The sequence below is a fragment of the Sphingosinicella microcystinivorans genome, from assembly GCF_003634215.1.
Classification (GTDB): domain Bacteria; phylum Pseudomonadota; class Alphaproteobacteria; order Sphingomonadales; family Sphingomonadaceae; genus Sphingosinicella; species Sphingosinicella microcystinivorans.
Genome location: NZ_RBWX01000007.1, coordinates 1,697,054 through 1,715,542, shown reverse-complemented (window position 1 = coordinate 1,715,542; position 18,489 = coordinate 1,697,054). Strand labels below are relative to the sequence as shown.

The window sequence follows — 18,489 nt, the reverse complement described above, 5'->3', positions numbered from 1 at the left end:
GCTTAGCTCGCGCGCTCCGCCAGCAGGACGAGCTGGTCGTCTGCTGCGGCTTCCTCGTAGTCGGTCAGGCGCGTCGGGTACTCGCCAGTGAAGCAGGCATCGCAATACTGCGGAGTTTCCTCAACGCGCATGTCTTCGCCGAGAGCCTTGTAGAGGCCGTTGATCGAGAGGAAGGCGAGGCTATCCACCTTGATGTAGTCGCGCATCCGCTGGACATCCATCTGCGCCGCGAGGAGCTTGGCGCGTTCCGGCGTGTCGACGCCGTAGAAGCAGCTGTGCCGCGTGGGCGGGGAGGCAACGCGCATGTGCACCTCAGCAGCGCCCGCCTCGCGCATCATCTGCACGATCTTCACAGACGTGGTGCCGCGCACGATCGAATCGTCGATAAGCACGATGCGCTTGCCCTGAATCACGGGGCGGTTGGCATTGTGCTTCAGCTTGACGCCAAGGTTGCGGATGGCATCCCCCGGCTGGATGAAGGTGCGCCCCACGTAGTGGGAGCGGATGATGCCGAGCTCGAAGGGCAGGCCCGATTGCTGGGCATAGCCGATGGCGGCGGGGTTTCCGCTGTCCGGCACCGGGATCACCACGTCAGCGTCGACCGGGCTTTCGATCGCGAGTTGCGCGCCGATGTTCTTGCGGACCTGATAGACCGAAAGGCCGTCCAGCAGCGAATCGGGGCGCGAGAAATAGACATGCTCGAAGATGCAGGGCCGGGGGCGCAGCGTCTGGAAGGGACGGAGCGAACGCAGGCCCTTTTCGTTGATGACGACCATCTCGCCCGGCTCGATCTGGCGCAGGTACGTGGCGCCGACGACATCGAGTGCTACGGTTTCGGAGGCGAGGATGTAGGCGTCGTCGCGGCGGCCGAGAACGAGCGGGCGGATGCCGAGCGGATCGCGGCAGGCGATGAGGCCTTCGTTCGTCAGCATCACGAGGCTGTAGGCGCCCTCCACCTGCTTCAGCGCGTCGATGACGCGGTCGAGCAAGGGACGATAGGTTGAGGTGGCGACAAGGTGGATGATGACCTCGGTGTCGCTCGTCGACTGGAAGATCGAGCCGCGGCGGTTCAGCTCCCGGCGGACATGCGCGGCGTTCGAGATGTTGCCGTTGTGGGCGACCGCGAAGCCGCCGGTGGACAGCTCCGCGAAGAGCGGCTGCACGTTCCTGAGCGCGGAGGCGCCGGTGGTGGAGTAGCGGACGTGACCGATGGCGGCCTCGCCCGGAAGTTCCCGGATCACCTCGTCGCGATCGAAATTGCCGGCGACGTGGCCCATGGCGCGGTGGCTATGGAAGGTCTTGCCGTCATAGCTGGTGATGCCGGCGGCCTCCTGGCCCCGGTGCTGCAGCGCGTGCAGACCAAGCGCGGCGAGTGCGGCGGAACCCTCGGCGCCCCAGACACCGAAAATACCACATTCCTCCTTCAGCTTGTCGTCGTCGAAGGGGTGCGAAATCATATCAAACATTGGGCGCTCCGTGGCGGGCGGGCGATTCGTCGGTTCATATAGGGCGCCTCGCCTGGTTTGTCGCGGGGTTGTCATAAACGCATGGCTGCCAGACCCTCAGCGCATGTCAGGCTGCGTGCCTGAAACCGGCCGCGAAATCCCGTCCGGCCGGCTCCTGGAACAGATACAGGTCGAATTCGGGCAGAATCGCGATCAGGTGATCGAAAATGTCTGACTGGATGGCTTCATAGTCCGTCCACACTGTCGTGTTCGTGAAGCAGTAAAGTTCGAGCGGCAGGCCCGTGGGCGTCGGATCGAGCTGGCGGACCATCGTGGTCTGCCCCTCGGCAATGCCCGAATGCGCGTGGAGATACGCTTCCACATAATGGCGGAAGGTGCCGAGATTGGTAAGGCGACGGGCATTCACGCTGTCTGCTGCGTTCCGTTCCCTGTTCCAGCGATCGATCTCTCCGACTTTTTCAGCGAGATACGGCGCGATGAGCGCCGTGCGTTTCAGGCGCTCGATCTGTTCGGCGCCGAGAAAACGCACGCTGGTCTGATCGATCAGCAGCGCGCGCTTGATCCGGCGCACACCGGATTCAGACATGCCGCGCCAGTTCTTGAACGCTTCCTTGATGAGGCGGCTTGTCGGAATCGTGGTGATCGTCTTGTCCCAGTTGCGGACCTTCACGGTGTGGAGCGCGATGTCGATGACGTCGCCGTCCGCGTTCTGGCCCGGCATCTCGATCCAGTCGCCCACGCGCAGCATGTCGTTGGAGGTGATCTGGATGGAGGCGACGAGCGACAGGATCGTATCCTGAAACACCAGCATCAGCACGGCGGCGAGCGCGCCGAGACCCGAAAGCAGGATGAGTGGCGAGCGATCCATCAACGCTGAGACGACGAGCACCGCCGCCGCGCAGTAAACGAGGATCTTGCCGACCTGCACATAGCCCTTGATCGGTCGCTCCGCGGCATCGTCGCGGCGCTGGTACACGTCGTTCAAAAGGCTGAGGCTGCTGCTGATCGCCATGGCGATCGTCATGATCGAGAACGCGGCAGCGACGTTCCGAATGATGGTGTCGGCCGTGTCCGACAGATGCGGAACGCCGGCGATCCCCATTTGAACGATGATGGAGGGCACGAGGTAGGAGAGGCGCCACGCGATCCGCGAAAGCGTGTGCGTCTCCTCGCCGAAATGTGTGAGCGCGAGCGCGCGGGTCAGACCTTTAAGAACGATGACCTTGGAAAGCCAGTTGGCGAGGGCTGCAACCGTGATGAGAACGGCAAGCCCGATAAGGGTCTGAAGCCAAGGCTGGTCGGTGAAAGCAAAATCGAACGCGAAAATCATGTCCTCCTTTGGGCTGGGGGCCTTTATTTCACACCGCGCCGGCTCTGGCCACCCGCAGTGTCCCGCGCTAAGCGAAGCGCATGGACCTGAAATTCGATGAAAAGGGGCTGGTGACAGCCGTTGTGACCGATAGCCGCACCGCAGAGCTGCTGATGGTCGCGCACATGAACGCCGAAGCTTATGCGAAGACGCTGGAGACGCGCGAGACGCACTTCTGGTCGCGCTCCCGGCAGGAGCTTTGGCACAAGGGCGCGACGAGCGGGAACACGATGAAGGTCGTGGAGGTCCATGTCGATTGCGACAAGGACGCCGTGTGGCTGAAGGTCGAGCCTGCGGGACCGGCTTGCCATACCGGGGCGCGGACCTGCTTCTTCACACAGGTAGGTTGACGTTTACGTAAGCGTCAACTAGATAGGGTGTATGCCGCAGCACCCGATGGAAGCCGTCCGCGAGGATGAAACCTTCACCATCACCGACCTCGCCGCCGAGTTCGGCGTCACACCGCGCGCTATCCGTTTCTATGAGGGCGAAGGGCTGCTCGAGCCTGCGCGCCAAGGCCAAAACCGCGTCTATTCCCGAGGTGACCGTGCCAGGCTGGCATGGATTCTACGCGGCAAGAACGTCGGCTTCAGCCTTGCGGAGATCAGGGAAATCCTCGACCTCTACAATGCGGGCGACGGCCGGGTGCGGCAGCGCGAGAGAACGCTGGAGCTTTGCCGTCGCCAGATCGGCGTTTTGACCAACCAGCGTAACGATATCGATGCTACGATTGCCGAGCTTCAGGAGTTCGTAGCCGTTGTGGAGGGCCTGTTGCCCTCGAACCCAAGATAACGCCAGATCCGGGGAGTCCTGATATGCCCACCTACCGCGCGCCTGTCCGCGACACCAAGTTCATCCTCGACGAGGTCATCGGCCTCGATCGCTATTCGAACCTGCCGACGTTCTCCGAAGCGACGCCAGAAATGATCGCGGCGATTCTGGAGGAGGGCGGAAAGTTCGTGGAAGGCGTCGTGCAGCCGATCAACTTCTCCGGCGACCGTGAAGGCTGCACGCGCCACGCGGACGGATCGGTAACGACGCCCAAGGGGTACAAGGAAGCCTATCAGGCGTTCTGCGAGGGCGGCTGGGGCACGCTCCACATGAGCCCGGAATTCGGCGGACAGGGGCTGCCCTATACGGTGAGCGTGGCGTTCGAGGAGTATCTGAGCTCCGCGGGTATGGCCTTCGCCATGTATCCGGGGCTTACGGCGGGCGCGATCGCCTCCATCGAGGTGAAGGGCTCCGAAGAGCAGAAGGCGAAGTATCTGCCGAACATGGTTTCCGGCAAGTGGACCGGCACCATGAACCTCACCGAGCCGCACTGCGGCACCGACCTCGGGCTGATCCGCACCAAGGCGGTGGACGCGGGCGACGGCAGCTACCGCATCACCGGCACCAAGATCTTCATTTCGGCGGGCGAGCACGACCTTTCGGAGAACATCGTGCACCTCGTCCTCGCGAAACGCGAAGGTGCGCCGGACAATGTGAAGGGCATCTCCCTGTTCATCGTGCCCAAGTTCCTGGTGAACGAGGACGGCAGCCTCGGCACCCGCAACGGCGTTTCGTGCGGTTCGATCGAGCACAAGATGGGCATTCACGGCAACGCGACCTGTGTGCTCAACTACGACGAGGCCACGGGCTATCTCGTCGGTGAGCCCGAGCGCGGGCTTGAGGCCATGTTCATCATGATGAATGTCGCGCGCCTCGGGGTAGGCCTGCAGGGGCTGGCGCAGGGCGAGGTCGCCTATCAGAACGCCGTCACCTATGCGAACGACCGGCGACAGGGCCGCGCGCTGACCGGCGCTGCGGACCCGGCCGAGAAGGCGGACCCGATCATCGTCCACCCTGACGTCCGGCGGATGCTGATGGACGGCAAGGCGTTCACCGAAGGCGCGCGCGCGCTGATGCTGTGGGGCGCTTTGCAGGTCGACCTTTCGAAGAAGGCGCAGACCGAGGAAGAGCGGACGAACGCCGACGAACTCATCAGCCTGCTGACACCGGTCATCAAGGGCTACATGACCGACAAGGGCTTCGAGACGGCAGTGGGGGCGCAGCAGGTTTACGGCGGCCACGGCTATGTCGGCGAATGGGGTATGGATCAGTTCGTTCGCGATGCTCGTATCGCGCAGATCTATGAAGGCACGAACGGCGTTCAGGCGATGGACCTCGTTGGCCGAAAGCTTGGGCGTCACGGCGGCAAGGGACTGATGCTGCTCGCCTCCACGATCGGCGAGGAGATCGCCGCCGCGAAGACCGACGAGAACTTGAAGCCGATGGCCGAAGCGCTCGAAAAGGCGGGCAACGAGCTTCAGACCGCGACGATGTGGCTGATGCAGAACGGCATGGCGAACCCGAATAATGCGGGGGCAGGGGCGACGCCGTTCCTGCACCTTATGGGCATCGTCGTCACCGGCTGGATGTGGCTGAAGATGGCGCGCGCCGCGCAGGCCGCGCTTACGGCAGGTGCTTCCGACTCTTCATTCTACGAGGCGAAGCTGGCGACCGCTCGATACTATACTGCCCGCTACCTGCCGGATGCGGGCGCGCTGCGCCGCAAGATCGAAACCGGCGCAGAGACATTGATGGCACTTCCGGCGGACGCATTCGCGCGCGCCTGACATTCAAGGAGCAAACCCAATGGCTGAAGCCTATATCTACGATGCCGTCAGGACACCGCGCGGACGCGGCAAGGCAAACGGCAGCTTGCACGAGATCACGCCGATCCAGCTTGCAACGCAGGTGTTGCAGGCGGTGCGCGATCGCAACCCGATCGATACAGCAGACGTCGATGACGTCGTGCTCGGCTGCGTCGCGCCGATTGGCGAGCAGGGGTCGGACATCGCGCGCGTGGCCGTGCTGAACGCGGATTACGCCGAGACGACGGCAGGCGTGCAGATCAACCGCTTCTGCGCCTCCGGCCTCGAAGCGACGAACATGGCTGCTGCCAAGGTGATGGCGGGCGAGGCGGAGTTCGCAATCGGCGGCGGCGTCGAATCCATGTCGCGCATCCCGATGGGTGCGGACGGCGGCGCGTGGGCGATGGACCCGGCGGTTGCGCACAAGCTCTACTTCGCGCCGCAGGGCATCGGCGCCGACCTGATCGCCACCAAGTACGGCTTTTCGCGCGATGATGTCGACGCCTATGCGGTGGAAAGCCAGAAGCGCGCCGCGCGGTCCTGGGCGGAAGGGCGCTTCGCGAAGTCTATCGTGCCGGTGAAGGATGTGATCGGCGAGGTCGTGCTCGACCGTGACGAACACATGCGCCCCGAAGCCGATATGCAGTCCCTGGGCAGCCTCAAGGCGAGCTTCACCGACATGGGCGAGACGATGCCGGGCTTCGATGCGATCGCGCTGCTCAAGTATCCCGAGGTCGAGCGCATCAACCACGTGCATCACGCGGGCAACAGCTCGGGCATCGTGGACGGCGCGGCTGCTGTGCTCGTCGGCAGCAAGGCGATGGGCGAGAAATATGGCCTGAAGCCCCGTGCGCGCATCCGCGCTATGGGCTCGATCGGTTCCGAACCGACGATCATGCTGACCGGCCCCGAATTTGTCGCGCAGAAGGTGTTGAAGCGCGCCGGGATGTCGAAGGACGACATCGATCTCTTCGAACTGAACGAGGCCTTCGCCAGCGTGGTGCTGCGCTACATGCAGGCGCTCAATATCCCCCACGACAAGATCAACGTGAACGGCGGTGCCATCGCGATGGGCCATCCGCTCGGCGCTACGGGCGCCATGATCCTCGGCACTGTGCTCGACGAGCTCGAGCGCACGGGCAAGGGCACGGCGCTCATCAACCTGTGCGTCGGCGCGGGCATGGGCACCGGTACGATCATCGAGCGTATCTGAGCGAGCGGAGAGGACGAATGACCATGGAAACCATCAAGTACGACCTCGACGCCGACGGTATCGCGCTGTTCACGATCGACGTGCCCGGCCAGTCGATGAACGTCATCACCGCCGAACTGACCCGCGACTTCGACACGATGATATCGAAGATCGAGAAGGACGAAGCCATCAAGGGCGCCGTCATCACCAGCGGCAAGGCGAGCGGATTCATGGCCGGCGCCGATCTCAAAGGTATCGGCGGCACCATCTCCAGCGGAGATGGTGCGGGCGGCGCGTCGAAGATGGCGAAGCTGTTCGACGGCGTGTTCACGCTGAACCGCTTGTTCCGTCGTCTGGAAACGAGCGGCAAGCCCGTGGCGGCGGCGATCAACGGCATCGCGCTGGGCGGTGGGCTCGAACTTTGTCTCGCCTGCCATTACCGCGTCGTCGCGGACAATCCGAAGCTGCAGCTGGGCCTGCCCGAAGTGATGGTCGGCCTGTTCCCCGGCGCGGGCGGCACGCAGCGCCTGCCGCGTCTGATGGGCATTCAGGCAGCTTCGATGTATCTGCTGCAGGGCAAGTCGATGTCTCCGCAGGAAGCGCTCGGCTTTGGCGTGGCGAACGAGCTTGCACCGGCCGACGAAGTCGTCGCCAAGGCAAAGGCCTGGGTGAAGGCGAACCCCACCAAGGGCGTGCAGCCCTGGGACCAGAAGGGCTTCAAGTTCCCGGGCGGCGTCGGCCAGTTCAACCCGGGCTTCATTCAGACGTTCGTCGGCGGCAACGCGATGGTTCTGAAGATGACGAACGGCAACATGAACGCGCCGCGCGCGATCATGTCGGCGGTCTATGAAGGGTCGCAGGTTCCGATGGACCTCGCGATCCGCATCGAGAGCAAATACTTCGCGAAGGTCGTTGCCGACCCGCAGGCGATGAACATGGTGCGCAGCCTCTTCGTGAACAAACAGGCGGCCGAAAAGGGCGCGCGGCGTCCGAAGGGCGTGGCGAAGATGCCGACCAAGAAGCTTGGTATGCTTGGCGCGGGCATGATGGGGGCGGGTATCGCGCTCGTTTCGGCGCGCGCGGGTATCGAGGTCGTGCTGCTCGACCGCACGATCGAGGCGGCGGAGAAGGGCAAGGCTTACACCGCCGACAAGCTGAAGCGGCTGCCCAAGGAGAAGCTCGACGAGATTCTCGCGCGTATCCATCCGACGACCGATTTCGCCGACCTCAAGGGCTGCGACTTCATCATCGAGGCGGTGTTCGAGGACCGCGCCATCAAGGCGGAAACGACCGAGAAGACCGAAGCCGTGGTCGGCGCCGACACGATCTTCGGTTCCAACACCTCGACGCTGCCGATCACCAGCCTTGCGAAGGCATGGACGAAACCGGAGAACTTCATCGGCGTGCACTTCTTCTCGCCGGTGGAAAAGATGCCCCTCGTCGAGATCATCGTCGGTGAGAAGACGGGACCGGAAGCCATCGCAAAGGCGCTGGATTATGTCGCTCAGATCAAGAAGACCCCGATCGTCGTCAACGACAGCCGCGGCTTCTACACGTCGCGCTGCTTCGGCACTTACACGGCCGAAGGTTCGGTGATGGTTGGCGAGGGTGTGAACCCGGCGCTTGTCGAGAATATCGGCAAGCAGATGGGGATGCCGGTGGGCCCGCTCGCGGTGTTCGACGAGGTTTCGATCGAGCTTGGCCACAAGGTGATGCTGCAGACGAAGAAGGACCTCGGCGACGCTTACAAGGCGACCGCGGCGGATGACGTCATCGAGAAGATGGTCGCGCTCGGCCGCCTCGGCCGCAAGGCCGGGAAGGGGTATTACGATTATCCCGAAGACGGCAAGAAGGCGCTGTGGGCCGATCTCGGCAAGACCTTCGGCCAGAAAGCGGATGCAGATCAGCCTTCGGCGAATGAGGTCAAGACGCGGCTTATCTACCGCCAGCTCGTCGAGTGCGCGCGCTGCTTCGCGGAAGGTGTGCTGGAGACGCCGGAAGACGGCGATCTCGGAGCGATCTTCGGCTGGGGTTTCATGCCGCACACGGGCGGACCGTTCAGCATGATGGACACGATCGGCCTCGACGAGGTCGTCCGCACGCTTGATCGCCTCGCACAGCAGCACGGCGAACGCTTCGCGCCGCCGCAGTTGCTCCGCGACATGGCGGCGAAGGGCGAAACCTTCTACGGCAACGCGAAGCTGAAACAGGCCGCCTGATCATTGCTGGAAACAGGGAAAAGGGGCTGCTGGAAACGGCGGCCCCTTTTTCGCGTGGGGCAGTCGTTCAGCGCATCTTAACGTTGAATCCGCACTATGACGTCAAAGGCGTTTCACGGGATTCGGAACGGCGCAGAATTGACTCAGGTCGTCGCACGTTTCGGTTCCGTTCGTCTAAAGGGCTTTTCAGAATGGAGCATTTGCCTCATTCTGGCACGGTAGTGGAGTTTGAGTAGCCTGCGCGGGGGTGCAGGTGGCGGGTGGGAGACTAGCGATCATGCGATTGCATTTGATCGTCGCGTTTGTTGTTTCCATTCTTGTGGGTGCGCCGATTGCGCCCCAGCCAGCCACGGCTGCAAGCCTTGTTTCCGTTCCCAAATATGCGGCGATCCTTGTCGATGCGGACAGCGGCGAAGTTCTCTATTCGCGCAACCCCGACGAAGCGCGCCATCCCGCCTCGATCACCAAGGTGATGACGCTCTACCTGACCTTCGACGCGCTCGAACGCAAACAGCTGCAGATGAGCGACAAGGTTTATTTCTCACCAAATGCCGCAGCGCAGCCGCCCTCCAAGCTCGGCGTGCCGCGCGGTGGATGGATCACCGTGGAGCAGGCGATCCGCGCGCTCACCACGAAATCCGCGAACGATGTTGCCGTGGCGCTCGCCGAGCGGCTCGATGGCTCGGAGGTCGTCTTTGCGCGCGCCATGACCGAGAAGGCGAAAGCGCTCGGCATGAACAGCAGTGCGTTCTTCAACGCATCGGGCCTCCCGAACGCGGCGCATCACACGACCGCGCGTGATCTCGCCACGCTTTCAAAAGCGCTCATCCGCGATTTTCCGCAATATTATCCGTATTTTTCGGAGCAGCAGTTCAACTTCCAGGGCACGGTGATGCCCAACCATAACAAGCTGCTCGGCAAGTTTGTCGGCCTTGACGGGATCAAGACAGGCTACACCAACGCTTCCGGTTTCACGCTTGCCGCCTCTGCGGTGCGGGATGGGCGTCGGCTGATCGCGGTGGTGCTGGGCGCGCCGACGTCTTCAGCGCGCAACGCCAACATCGAGGCGCTGCTCGCCTCCGGCTTCGATGTACTGAAAAAGCGTCGTCAGGGCGAGCACCTGACGGTCGCGATGTCGATGAACGAAGTGCCGCAGATGCTGGACTTCCAGCAGGCTGTGACGGAGCAGGGTTCCTCCGACGACGTCAGCGTCTGGCGCAGCGCGATCCGCAGCGACCAGACGCCGATACCGCCGGCGTCAGCTCATTCCGGCAAGAAATCCGGCACCGACAAGTAGCGCTCGCCGGTGTCGTAGTTGAAGCCGAGCACGCGATGCTTCGGGTTCTTGTCGAGGTGCTGTCGGATCGCGGCGAGCGTCGCGCCTGATGAAATCCCCACAAGCGTACCTTCTTCGCGCGCGGAGCGGCGTGCCATTTCCTTGGCGTCGTCCGGCGCGACCTGAATGATGCCGTCGAGCAGCGCCGTATCCATAACGCCCGGCACGAAGCCCGCGCCGATGCCCTGGATCGGGTGCGGACCCGGCTGGCCGCCCGAAAGGACCGGGGAAAGCGTCGGCTCCACGGCATAAACCTTGAGGCCTGGCATCTTGGGTTTCAGCACCTTGGCGCAGGCGGTGATGTGCCCGCCGGTGCCGACGCCGGTGATGATCGCGTCGAGCCCGTCCGGGAAATCGGCGAGGATTTCCTGCGTCGTCGTCTTCACGTGCGCGGTCACGTTCGCGGGGTTTTCGAACTGCTGCGGCATCCATGCGTCGGGGGTCGAGCCGACGATCTCAACGGCGCGCTCGATGGCGCCCTTCATGCCTTTCTCACGCGGTGTGAGATCAAAGGTCGCGCCGTAGGCGAGCATCAGCCGGCGGCGTTCCAGCGACATCGATTCGGGCATTACGAGTACGAGACGGTAGCCTTTGACGGCGGCGACCATGGCAAGCCCGATGCCGGTGTTGCCCGAGGTCGGCTCCACGATCGTGCCGCCTGGCTTCAACGCGCCGGAAGCTTCGGCGTCCTCGATCATCGCGAGCGCGATGCGGTCCTTGATCGAACCGCCGGGGTTTGCCCGCTCCGACTTCACCCACACAGAGGCGTCCGGCCCAAACAGGCGGTTCACCCGGATGTGCGGCGTGCCGCCGATCGTTTCCAGTATGCTTGCTGCCTTCATGTCGATCTCTCCTTGAGTGCGCCCGGAACATCAAAACTATCGGCTCGGCGAAGCTCTGGAAAGCGCCAAGCCCAGAGTGCGGTGACGACAATCGTGCCGACGCCGCCGATCACCACGGCCTCGACAGGGCCGAACCACGCGGCGGTGAGGCCGGATCGTGCCTCGCCAAGCTCGTTCGAGGCCGAGATGAAAAGCATGGAAACCGAGGATACGCGTCCGCGCATCGCGTCCGGCGTGTAAATCTGGATGAGCGAGGAGCGCACGTAGACGCTCACCATGTCCGCCGCACCGAGCACGCCGAGCGCGCCGAGCGACAGCCAGAGATCGCGCGACAGGCCGAAGACGACGATGGCGATGCCGAAGATCGCGACGCACACGAACATCTTGATGCCGACGTGCCGGGCGAGAGGCCTTCGCGACAGCCAAAGCGCAACGATTGCGGCGCCGACTGCGGGCGCGGCACGCAGGTGGCCGAGGCCTTCGGGGCCGACGGCGAGAATATCACGCGCATAAACGGGCAGGAGCGCGGTGACGCCGCCGAGCAGCACGGCGAACAGATCGAGCGATATCGCGCCCAGCACCACCTTGTTGTCCCGCACGTAGCGCAGCCCGTTCATCACCGATTCGAGAGGGTTCGCCGTGACTTCCGATTTGGGCAGCGGCACGCGCGAAATGAGGAACATGGCGATGAGGCTGATCGTGAGCATCGCCGCGGAGACGACGAGAGGCGCGGCGGGATTCGCCGCATAGAGATAACCACCGAGCGCCGGGCCGCCGATCGCGCCGATCTGCCAGCCGATCGAGTTCCAGGCGATTGCGGTCGGCAGCATCCGCACGGGCACAAGGTTGGGCGCGAGAGCCGAGAGCGCCGGCGAAGCGAATGCGCGTCCGACGCCAAGCAGCGCCGCCACCACGAACAGCGCGGGTATGGTGATGTCGCCCGTCAGCTCCAGCGCGCCGAGCCCGGCGGCGCAAAGCATCTCGAGCGCCAATGCACCGCGCACGATATAGCGCCGGTCCACCTTGTCGGCGATGTAGCCGACGACGAGCGACAGCACGAACAGTGGCAGGAACTGTGCGAGGCCGACCATGCCGAGCAGGAACGCAGCCTCGCGCTCCGGCATCGTCTCGCGCGCGATATCGTAGACCATCCAGCCGATCACGATGACGAGGATCATCTGCGACGTCGTGGAAGCGAGTTTCGTGATCCAGAAATAGCGATAATCGGGTATCGCGAAGACGGACGTCTTATCCTCGGCAGCGGCGGTCATGGCGATGCGCTTAGACGGCTGCAGGGCTTTGTGCAAAGCAGAGAAACTGCTGCAGCCACGGGAAAAACTTCATTCGGGGCTTAACCCGAAATTATCCATGATCGGGCGAGGGTGAGGCATGAGCGGGCGGGGTCCATCTCTTGCGGAAATCATCGGCGCGAAACTGGCAGGCCTGTTTCGCGTCCGCCCGCCGCTTTGTGCATTGCCACCTGTCCCGTGTGCCTTGCGCTGCGTGACTGTCGCTGCCCCCTGTACCATCGACGACAGGCTGGCGGCGGCCTACCGCGACCTGCTGCGTATGCCCGCCTGAAGTGCGCATCGGGTGGCCGCCCCGGCGTAGCATCCGTTCCGCGCGAGCGGGCTTGACCGGGAGCGGCCTTGCGCGGATGACCACCTCACGATGACGACGCACTCCGACTCCCGGTTTCCGGCCAACACTGAGGAACTTCCCGATCCGATCGAGTGGCCGCGCCTGCCGGGCGCACAGCGCCACATGGCGATCGTAATCGCAGGCGCGGTGTTGCTTGGCCTCGTTTCCACCGTGCTGGTGGGGTGGGCGATGGATTCGTGGGAAATCGCCTCTCTATACGGCGCGATGATTCTCGCGTCGGCGGTGGTTGCCTATTTCTCGGCGCTCGGCAGGGCGCGACGCGGGGCGGGCGGCATCGACTGGACGATGATGCGCACTGCGCTCGATTCGCGCAGCGACGCTCTCGCCGTAACCGACGCGGAGGGAAAGCTTGTCTGCGCGAATGCCGCTTATGGCACGCGCTGCGACGGCTACCCTTCGCCCTTCGATCTTGCGGGCGAGGATGAGGCGAGCCGCGGGCGGATTACCAACATCGCCGAGCAGGCACGGCGCGACGGCAACGGCTTTGTAGAGATCGATCAAACCGTGGGCGGCGCGCGGCGCAAACTGCGCGTATCGGTGCGGCCTGCCGATACGGCGCGGAACTATCTTCTGTGGACGCTTCGTCGCGGCACCGCAGAGAAGGCGATGGACGACACGATCGCGATGCTCGAAGGCCCGGCGGGCATCTGGCTGGGCAGCGCCGGGCTGATGATCGTGATGGCCAACCCCTCCGGCGAGATCATCGCGGCGAACGGCGCCTTCAAGAACGCCATCACGGGCACCGCCGGGCGCGTGCCGACCAACCTCGTCGATATTCTCGAGGCGGGGGAGGACGGCGCGCGGCGGATGAAGACCGGCAGCGGCACGAACATTCCCGTGCGCCTTATCGAACTCCCGCTTGGGAACCAGAAAGAGGCAGGCACGAGCGCTTACGTGTTCCTGATCCTGCGCGAAGGCGCCGCGGCGGCCGAGACCGGAACGCCAGTGCCGGACAGTCTGCCGGCGCTGCTTTCCGTGCTGCCGATCGGACTTGCGCTCGCCGATCGCGACGGTCGCTTCACGTTCATGAACGAAAGCTTCGCTGCCATCGCGGGGGTCGAGGAGGGGAGCGAACTGCGCTACCCGAGCGATCTCGTCGTCGATGAGGACAAGACGATGGTCTCGGACGCGGTGCGCCGCGCAGCCGCCTCCATTGAACGCGCGCGCGATCTGCGTGTGCACCTGAAGCACAAGCCCGAGGAGCCCGTGGCGCTCACCGTCGGCAAGGCGCCGGGCGCAGGCGGCCCCGCCGTCGTTCTTTCACTCAAAGACAATCAGGAACAGCTGAAGCTCGAAAAGCAGATCGCGCAGGCGACCAAGATGCAGGCGGTGGGCCAGCTCGCAGGCGGCGTGGCGCACGACTTCAACAACATCCTTACCGCCGTGATCGGCTATTGCGACCTCATGCTGCTCCGCCACACGCCGGGCGACAGCGATTTCGACGACATCAACCAGATCCGTCAGAACGCGAACCGCGCCGCCAATCTCGTGCGCCAGCTCCTCGCGTTCTCGCGCCAGCAAACGCTGCGCCCACAACTCATCCATGTGTCGGACATCGTGGGCGAACTCAGCCATCTGCTGAAGCGCCTGCTCGGCGAAACGGTCACGCTGACCGTGAAGCACGGCCGCAGCCTCGCACCGGTACGCGCCGACCCCGGCCAGATGGAGCAGGTGATCGTCAACCTCGCGGTGAACGCGCGCGACGCGATGCCCGAGGGCGGCGAACTCACGATCTCGACCTTTGCGGTTTCGGCGCGCGAGGCGAAGAAACTCGACCGCGAGGGCATGCCTGCGGGGGAATATGTCGCGATCGCCGTGAAGGACACGGGCACCGGCATTCCGCCAGAAATTCTCGGCAAGATTTTCGAGCCGTTCTTCACCACCAAGGAGGTCGGGCGCGGCACAGGCCTCGGGCTTTCCACGGTGTACGGCATCGTCAAGCAGTCAGGCGGCTTCATCTTTGCCGATAGCATGGTGGGTGGTGGCACCACCTTCACAATCTACCTGCCTGCGCAGGAAGCGCTGCCGGAGGCCGTGCCGGCGGCAGCGGGCGAGAACGGCGGCGACCCGTGGGGTCAGGGGAAGATCCTGCTTGTGGAGGATGAGGCGATGGTCCGCGCCGTCGCCGAGCGCGCGCTGACGCGCAAGGGCTATGAGGTGCTGACCGCAGGACACGGCGAGGAGGCGCTGGAGATCCTGGAGCGGCTGCCGGAAGGCGTCGACCTGCTGATTTCCGACGTGGTGATGCCCACGATGGACGGGCCGACGCTTGTTCAGCACGCACGCAAGACGTTCCCCGATCTCAAGATCATCTTCATGTCGGGCTACGCCGAGGAACAGCTTCGCAAGTCGATCGACGTTCCCGATGTCGCGTTTCTTGCCAAGCCGTTCTCTGTGCAGGAACTTTCCGACAAGGTGCGGCACGAGATTGCCCGTGGCAAGGCGCGCGGGAAGGCGGAGCCCGCCGCAGCCAAGTAAAGAACGAAAATAGAACAAAAGCGCTTGCGCACGCGGAACAAAATGCGTACACGATCCTTCATTGAAACGGCTTCGTCAGCCCACTAGGAGGGACCGGACAATGGCATCAGCGCTTCGGGTGGTAGAATCAGGCATGGACAAGCAAAAGGCTCTCGACGCGGCTCTGGCGCAGATCGACCGGGCATTCGGCAAGGGCTCGGCAATGAAGCTCGGTCAGCGCGACGCGCTTGAGATCGAGGCGATTTCCTCGGGTTCGCTGGGACTCGACTTGGCGCTTGGCGTCGGCGGTTTCCCGCGTGGACGCGTCATCGAGATCTACGGTCCGGAAAGTTCGGGGAAGACGACGCTCGCGCTCCATGCCATCGCCGAAGCGCAGAAGGGTGGCGGCACGGCGGCATTCATCGATGCTGAGCACGCACTCGATCCGGTTTATGCGAAGAAGCTTGGCGTCGACGTCGACAACCTCATCGTCTCGCAGCCCGATACGGGCGAGCAGGCGCTGGAGATCACGGATACGCTGGTGCGTTCGAACGCCATCGATATCCTCGTGGTCGACTCGGTTGCCGCGCTGGTGCCGCGTGCTGAAATCGAAGGCGAGATGGGTGACAGCCACGTCGGCCTGCAAGCCCGCTTGATGAGCCAGGCGCTCCGGAAGCTTACCGGTTCGATCAGCCGCTCGCGCTGCATCGTTATTTTCATCAACCAGGTGCGCATGAAGATCGGCGTCATGTACGGCAACCCGGAAACGACGACGGGCGGCAACGCGCTCAAGTTCTACGCGAGCGTTCGTCTCGACATTCGCCGCACCGGCCAGATCAAGGACCGCGACGAAATCGTTGGCAACGCGACGCGCGTGAAGGTGGTGAAGAACAAGGTGGCGCCGCCCTTCAAGCAGGTCGAGTTCGACATCATGTATGGCGAAGGTGTCTCCAAGGTCGGCGAAATCCTCGATCTCGGAGTCAAGATCGGCATCGTCGAGAAGTCGGGCGCGTGGTTCAGCCACGATTCGACGCGCATCGGGCAAGGCCGCGAGAATGCCAAGCAGTTCCTGCGCGATCACCCCGAGATGCGAGAGAAGATCGAAAAGGCGATCCGCGACAACGCCGCCGGTATTTCCGAGGCCCTGCTCACCGCAGGCCCCGACGTAGACAGCGACGAATAGGCGGCCCTTCCCAGCGTCCCCGCCGAGGCCGCCTCCCCCGAGGCGGCCTCTTTTGTTTCAGGTGCAAATGCTCGTCAGGCAGCGAGCGCCTGTTTGACGACTGCGTCCGCCAGCGTTCCGTTGAGTTCGGCGAGATGATCGAATGTCGCCGCGAACGTCGCGAGACCCTGACTCATCGAACGAAGTTCGGCACCGAAGCCGTGGAGCTCGGCTTCCGGCATCAGCGCTTCGATCACGTCCCAGCGTGACCAGCCTTCGCGCGGCGTGATGCCCAGCATTTGTCCGCGATGGCTCGCAATGCTCGACGTGATGCGCGAGGTTGCGCTGCCCGGCGTCTCGATCGTCACATGCGCGACGGGTTCGAGCAGGTGCGGGCTGCATGCCGCGAGGGCTTCGCTCATCGCGATGCGACCCGCCGTGCGGAATGCCAACTCCGAGCTGTCGACCGAATGATACGAACCGTCGGTCAGCGTCACCGCCACGTCGACGACGGGGAAACCGAGCGGCCCGCGTTCCATGGCGTCACGGATTCCGGCCTCGACCGCCGGAATCCACTGTTTAGGGATCGCGCCGCCAGTGATGCGGTCGTTGAACGCGAAGCCTTCGCCGCGTCCGCGCGGGGCGACGTCGATCACCACGTCGCCGAACTGGCCGTGGCCGCCCGACTGTTTTTTGTGGCGCCCGCGCTGAGTCGCCCCGCGACGGATCGATTCGCGGTAGGATATGCGCGGCGGCTGCGCATCCACAGCCACCGAGTAGCGCCGCTTGAGGCGCGCAAGCACCATGTTCAGATGCTCGTCGCTGATCCCACGCAGCAGCATCTCGTGCGTTGCCGCGTCCTGGTCCCAGGCGAGCCCCACGTCTTCCTCGACAAGTTTGTGGAGTGCCGTGGATAGCCGCACATCGTCCTTCCGGTCGCGCGTTGCGATCGCGAGCGCATGGCCGGGCACCGGGCGCGCGATCTCGGCGTTCCGCGCGTGACCGGTTGAAGACACCACGTCCCATGCCGCGATCGTATCCACCTTCGCGATTGCCGCCACGGCCCCGGGCGGGACGCTCGCCGTCTTGCCGAGCTTGTCGCCAAGCACGCTGAACAGTGCGCCTGCACGCACGGGGCTGCCATCCCGGTCGCGAAGCTCGCTACCTTCTGCAAGCCCGCCGAATGCGCGTGCATAGACGAGCCGCCCAGCGGCGTTGCCGTGCGCGACCTTGAAGGCAAACGTGCCACCGTCTGCCCCGAGCCGCGCGGCGGCGGCGGCAGGCGAGGGGGCTTCATGGCGCAGCATCTTCAGAAGCCGCCGCACGCCATGATCGCCCTGCGCCGAACCGAACAACAGGGGCACGACAAGGTTCTCGCCCGTTTCCCGTGAGAGGTCGCCGAATACCATCGCCGGGTCGGGCGCTTCGTCCATCAGCAGCTTTTCCAGAAGCGCGTCGTCGTGGTCCGCAAGCTGCTCCAGCATATGGAAGCGCTCCGCCGATTCGCGCTCGGCGAGGGCGGGCGGCATTTCGATGCGCTCCGATGCCTTGCCGGGGCGGTAATGAAAGGCGCGTTCGAGCGCGAGGTCGACGAAGCCGCTCACCGTGTCTCCCTCGCGTATGGGAATCTGCCGCGCGAGGATGGGCTTCGCGCTCATCGGCTGCAGCGCTTCGAGGAGATCGCGGATGCGCCCGCGCGCGGATTCGATCTTGTTGACGAAGATCGTGTGCGGCACGCCCAGCGCTTCGAGCTGGCGAAGCGCGGGCTCGGCAAGCGCCGCTCGTGCCGGATCGGGATCGATCACCACCACCGCGAGGTCGGCAGCCGCCACCGCAAGCATCGCGTCGGGCGCGAAGCCGGGGGCTCCGGGCGCGTCCACGATTGCGAACGCATCGCCCAGATAATCGAAGCGGGCGAGATTAAGTTCGGTGGAGCCGCGCCGCGCCCGCGCCTCTGGCGAGGCATCGCCGACGCTCGTTCCGGCCTCCACGCTGCCCTGCCGCGGGATCGCGCCCGCTGTGAACAACATCGCTTCTGCAAGGCTCGTCTTGCCCGTGCCCGCCGGGCCGACGAGCGCCACTACCCTGACAGGTTTGCTGGTCTCCGAAGTCAAAGCCGCCATGTCACGATCTCCCCAAGCTGGTTGC

General features: G+C 64.2%; 13 protein-coding genes. 8 read left to right on the top strand and 5 right to left on the bottom strand.

Annotated elements, in window-relative coordinates:
- Positions 1–2 precede the first annotated feature (2 nt).
- Together purF and DFR51_RS08135 are read right to left on the bottom strand one after the other, a co-directional pair.
- Positions 3–1,466, bottom strand: coding sequence for an amidophosphoribosyltransferase (gene purF, locus DFR51_RS08140; protein WP_420853119.1), 1,464 nt, complete (start codon positions 1,464–1,466; stop codon positions 3–5).
- A 106-nt stretch (positions 1,467–1,572) separates the two neighbouring features.
- Complete coding sequence (locus DFR51_RS08135) at positions 1,573–2,796, bottom strand: mechanosensitive ion channel family protein (protein WP_121049040.1); 1,224 nt, start codon at positions 2,794–2,796, stop codon at positions 1,573–1,575.
- An 80-nt stretch (positions 2,797–2,876) separates the two neighbouring features.
- Here DFR51_RS08135 and hisI point away from each other — a divergent pair, with 80 nt between their 5' ends.
- The 6 genes from hisI to DFR51_RS08105 all read left to right on the top strand — a co-directional run bounded on the left by hisI (position 2,877) and on the right by DFR51_RS08105 (position 10,179).
- Entirely contained in the window at positions 2,877–3,185 is a 309-nt protein-coding gene (gene hisI, locus DFR51_RS08130) for a phosphoribosyl-AMP cyclohydrolase (protein WP_121049037.1), read from the top strand.
- A 31-nt stretch (positions 3,186–3,216) separates the two neighbouring features.
- Positions 3,217–3,627: a MerR family transcriptional regulator gene (locus tag DFR51_RS08125; RefSeq protein ID WP_243445417.1), complete on the top strand. Its 411-nt coding sequence runs from the start codon at positions 3,217–3,219 to the stop codon at positions 3,625–3,627.
- Positions 3,628–3,650: 23 nt separating this feature from the next.
- Complete coding sequence (locus DFR51_RS08120; RefSeq protein WP_121049034.1) at positions 3,651–5,453, top strand: acyl-CoA dehydrogenase C-terminal domain-containing protein; 1,803 nt, start codon at positions 3,651–3,653, stop codon at positions 5,451–5,453.
- 19 nt (positions 5,454–5,472) lie between these two features.
- Entirely contained in the window at positions 5,473–6,684 is a 1,212-nt protein-coding gene (locus DFR51_RS08115; RefSeq protein ID WP_121049031.1) for an acetyl-CoA C-acetyltransferase, read from the top strand.
- 23 nt (positions 6,685–6,707) lie between these two features.
- Complete coding sequence (locus DFR51_RS08110) at positions 6,708–8,882, top strand: 3-hydroxyacyl-CoA dehydrogenase NAD-binding domain-containing protein (protein WP_121049983.1); 2,175 nt, start codon at positions 6,708–6,710, stop codon at positions 8,880–8,882.
- Between the two features lie 277 nt (positions 8,883–9,159).
- Complete coding sequence (locus DFR51_RS08105) at positions 9,160–10,179, top strand: D-alanyl-D-alanine carboxypeptidase family protein (RefSeq protein WP_121049028.1); 1,020 nt, start codon at positions 9,160–9,162, stop codon at positions 10,177–10,179.
- Here the strand turns inward: DFR51_RS08105 and cysK are convergent.
- A complete protein-coding gene (gene cysK, locus DFR51_RS08100; protein ID WP_121049023.1) occupies positions 10,146–11,060 on the bottom strand; it encodes a cysteine synthase A in 915 nt (304 codons plus the stop codon). The two genes, DFR51_RS08105 and cysK, sit on opposite strands and share 34 nt — an antisense overlap.
- Entirely contained in the window at positions 11,057–12,331 is a 1,275-nt protein-coding gene (locus tag DFR51_RS08095; RefSeq protein WP_121049020.1) for an MFS transporter, read from the bottom strand. Before DFR51_RS08095 ends, cysK begins: the two co-directional genes overlap by 4 nt.
- Positions 12,332–12,731: 400 nt before the next feature.
- Here DFR51_RS08095 and DFR51_RS08090 point away from each other — a divergent pair, with 400 nt between their 5' ends.
- Positions 12,732–15,200 (top strand): ATP-binding protein, encoded by a 2,469-nt coding sequence (locus tag DFR51_RS08090; protein ID WP_243445416.1) that lies wholly within the window; start codon positions 12,732–12,734, stop codon positions 15,198–15,200.
- Positions 15,201–15,333: 133 nt separating this feature from the next.
- Entirely contained in the window at positions 15,334–16,362 is a 1,029-nt protein-coding gene (recA, locus tag DFR51_RS08085) for a recombinase RecA (RefSeq protein ID WP_420853118.1), read from the top strand.
- Positions 16,363–16,436: 74 nt separating this feature from the next.
- Here the strand turns inward: recA and DFR51_RS08080 are convergent, their stop codons facing one another.
- Positions 16,437–18,464, bottom strand: a complete 2,028-nt coding sequence (locus DFR51_RS08080; RefSeq protein WP_121049012.1) for an elongation factor G — start codon at positions 18,462–18,464, stop codon at positions 16,437–16,439.
- Positions 18,465–18,489 lie beyond the last annotated feature (25 nt).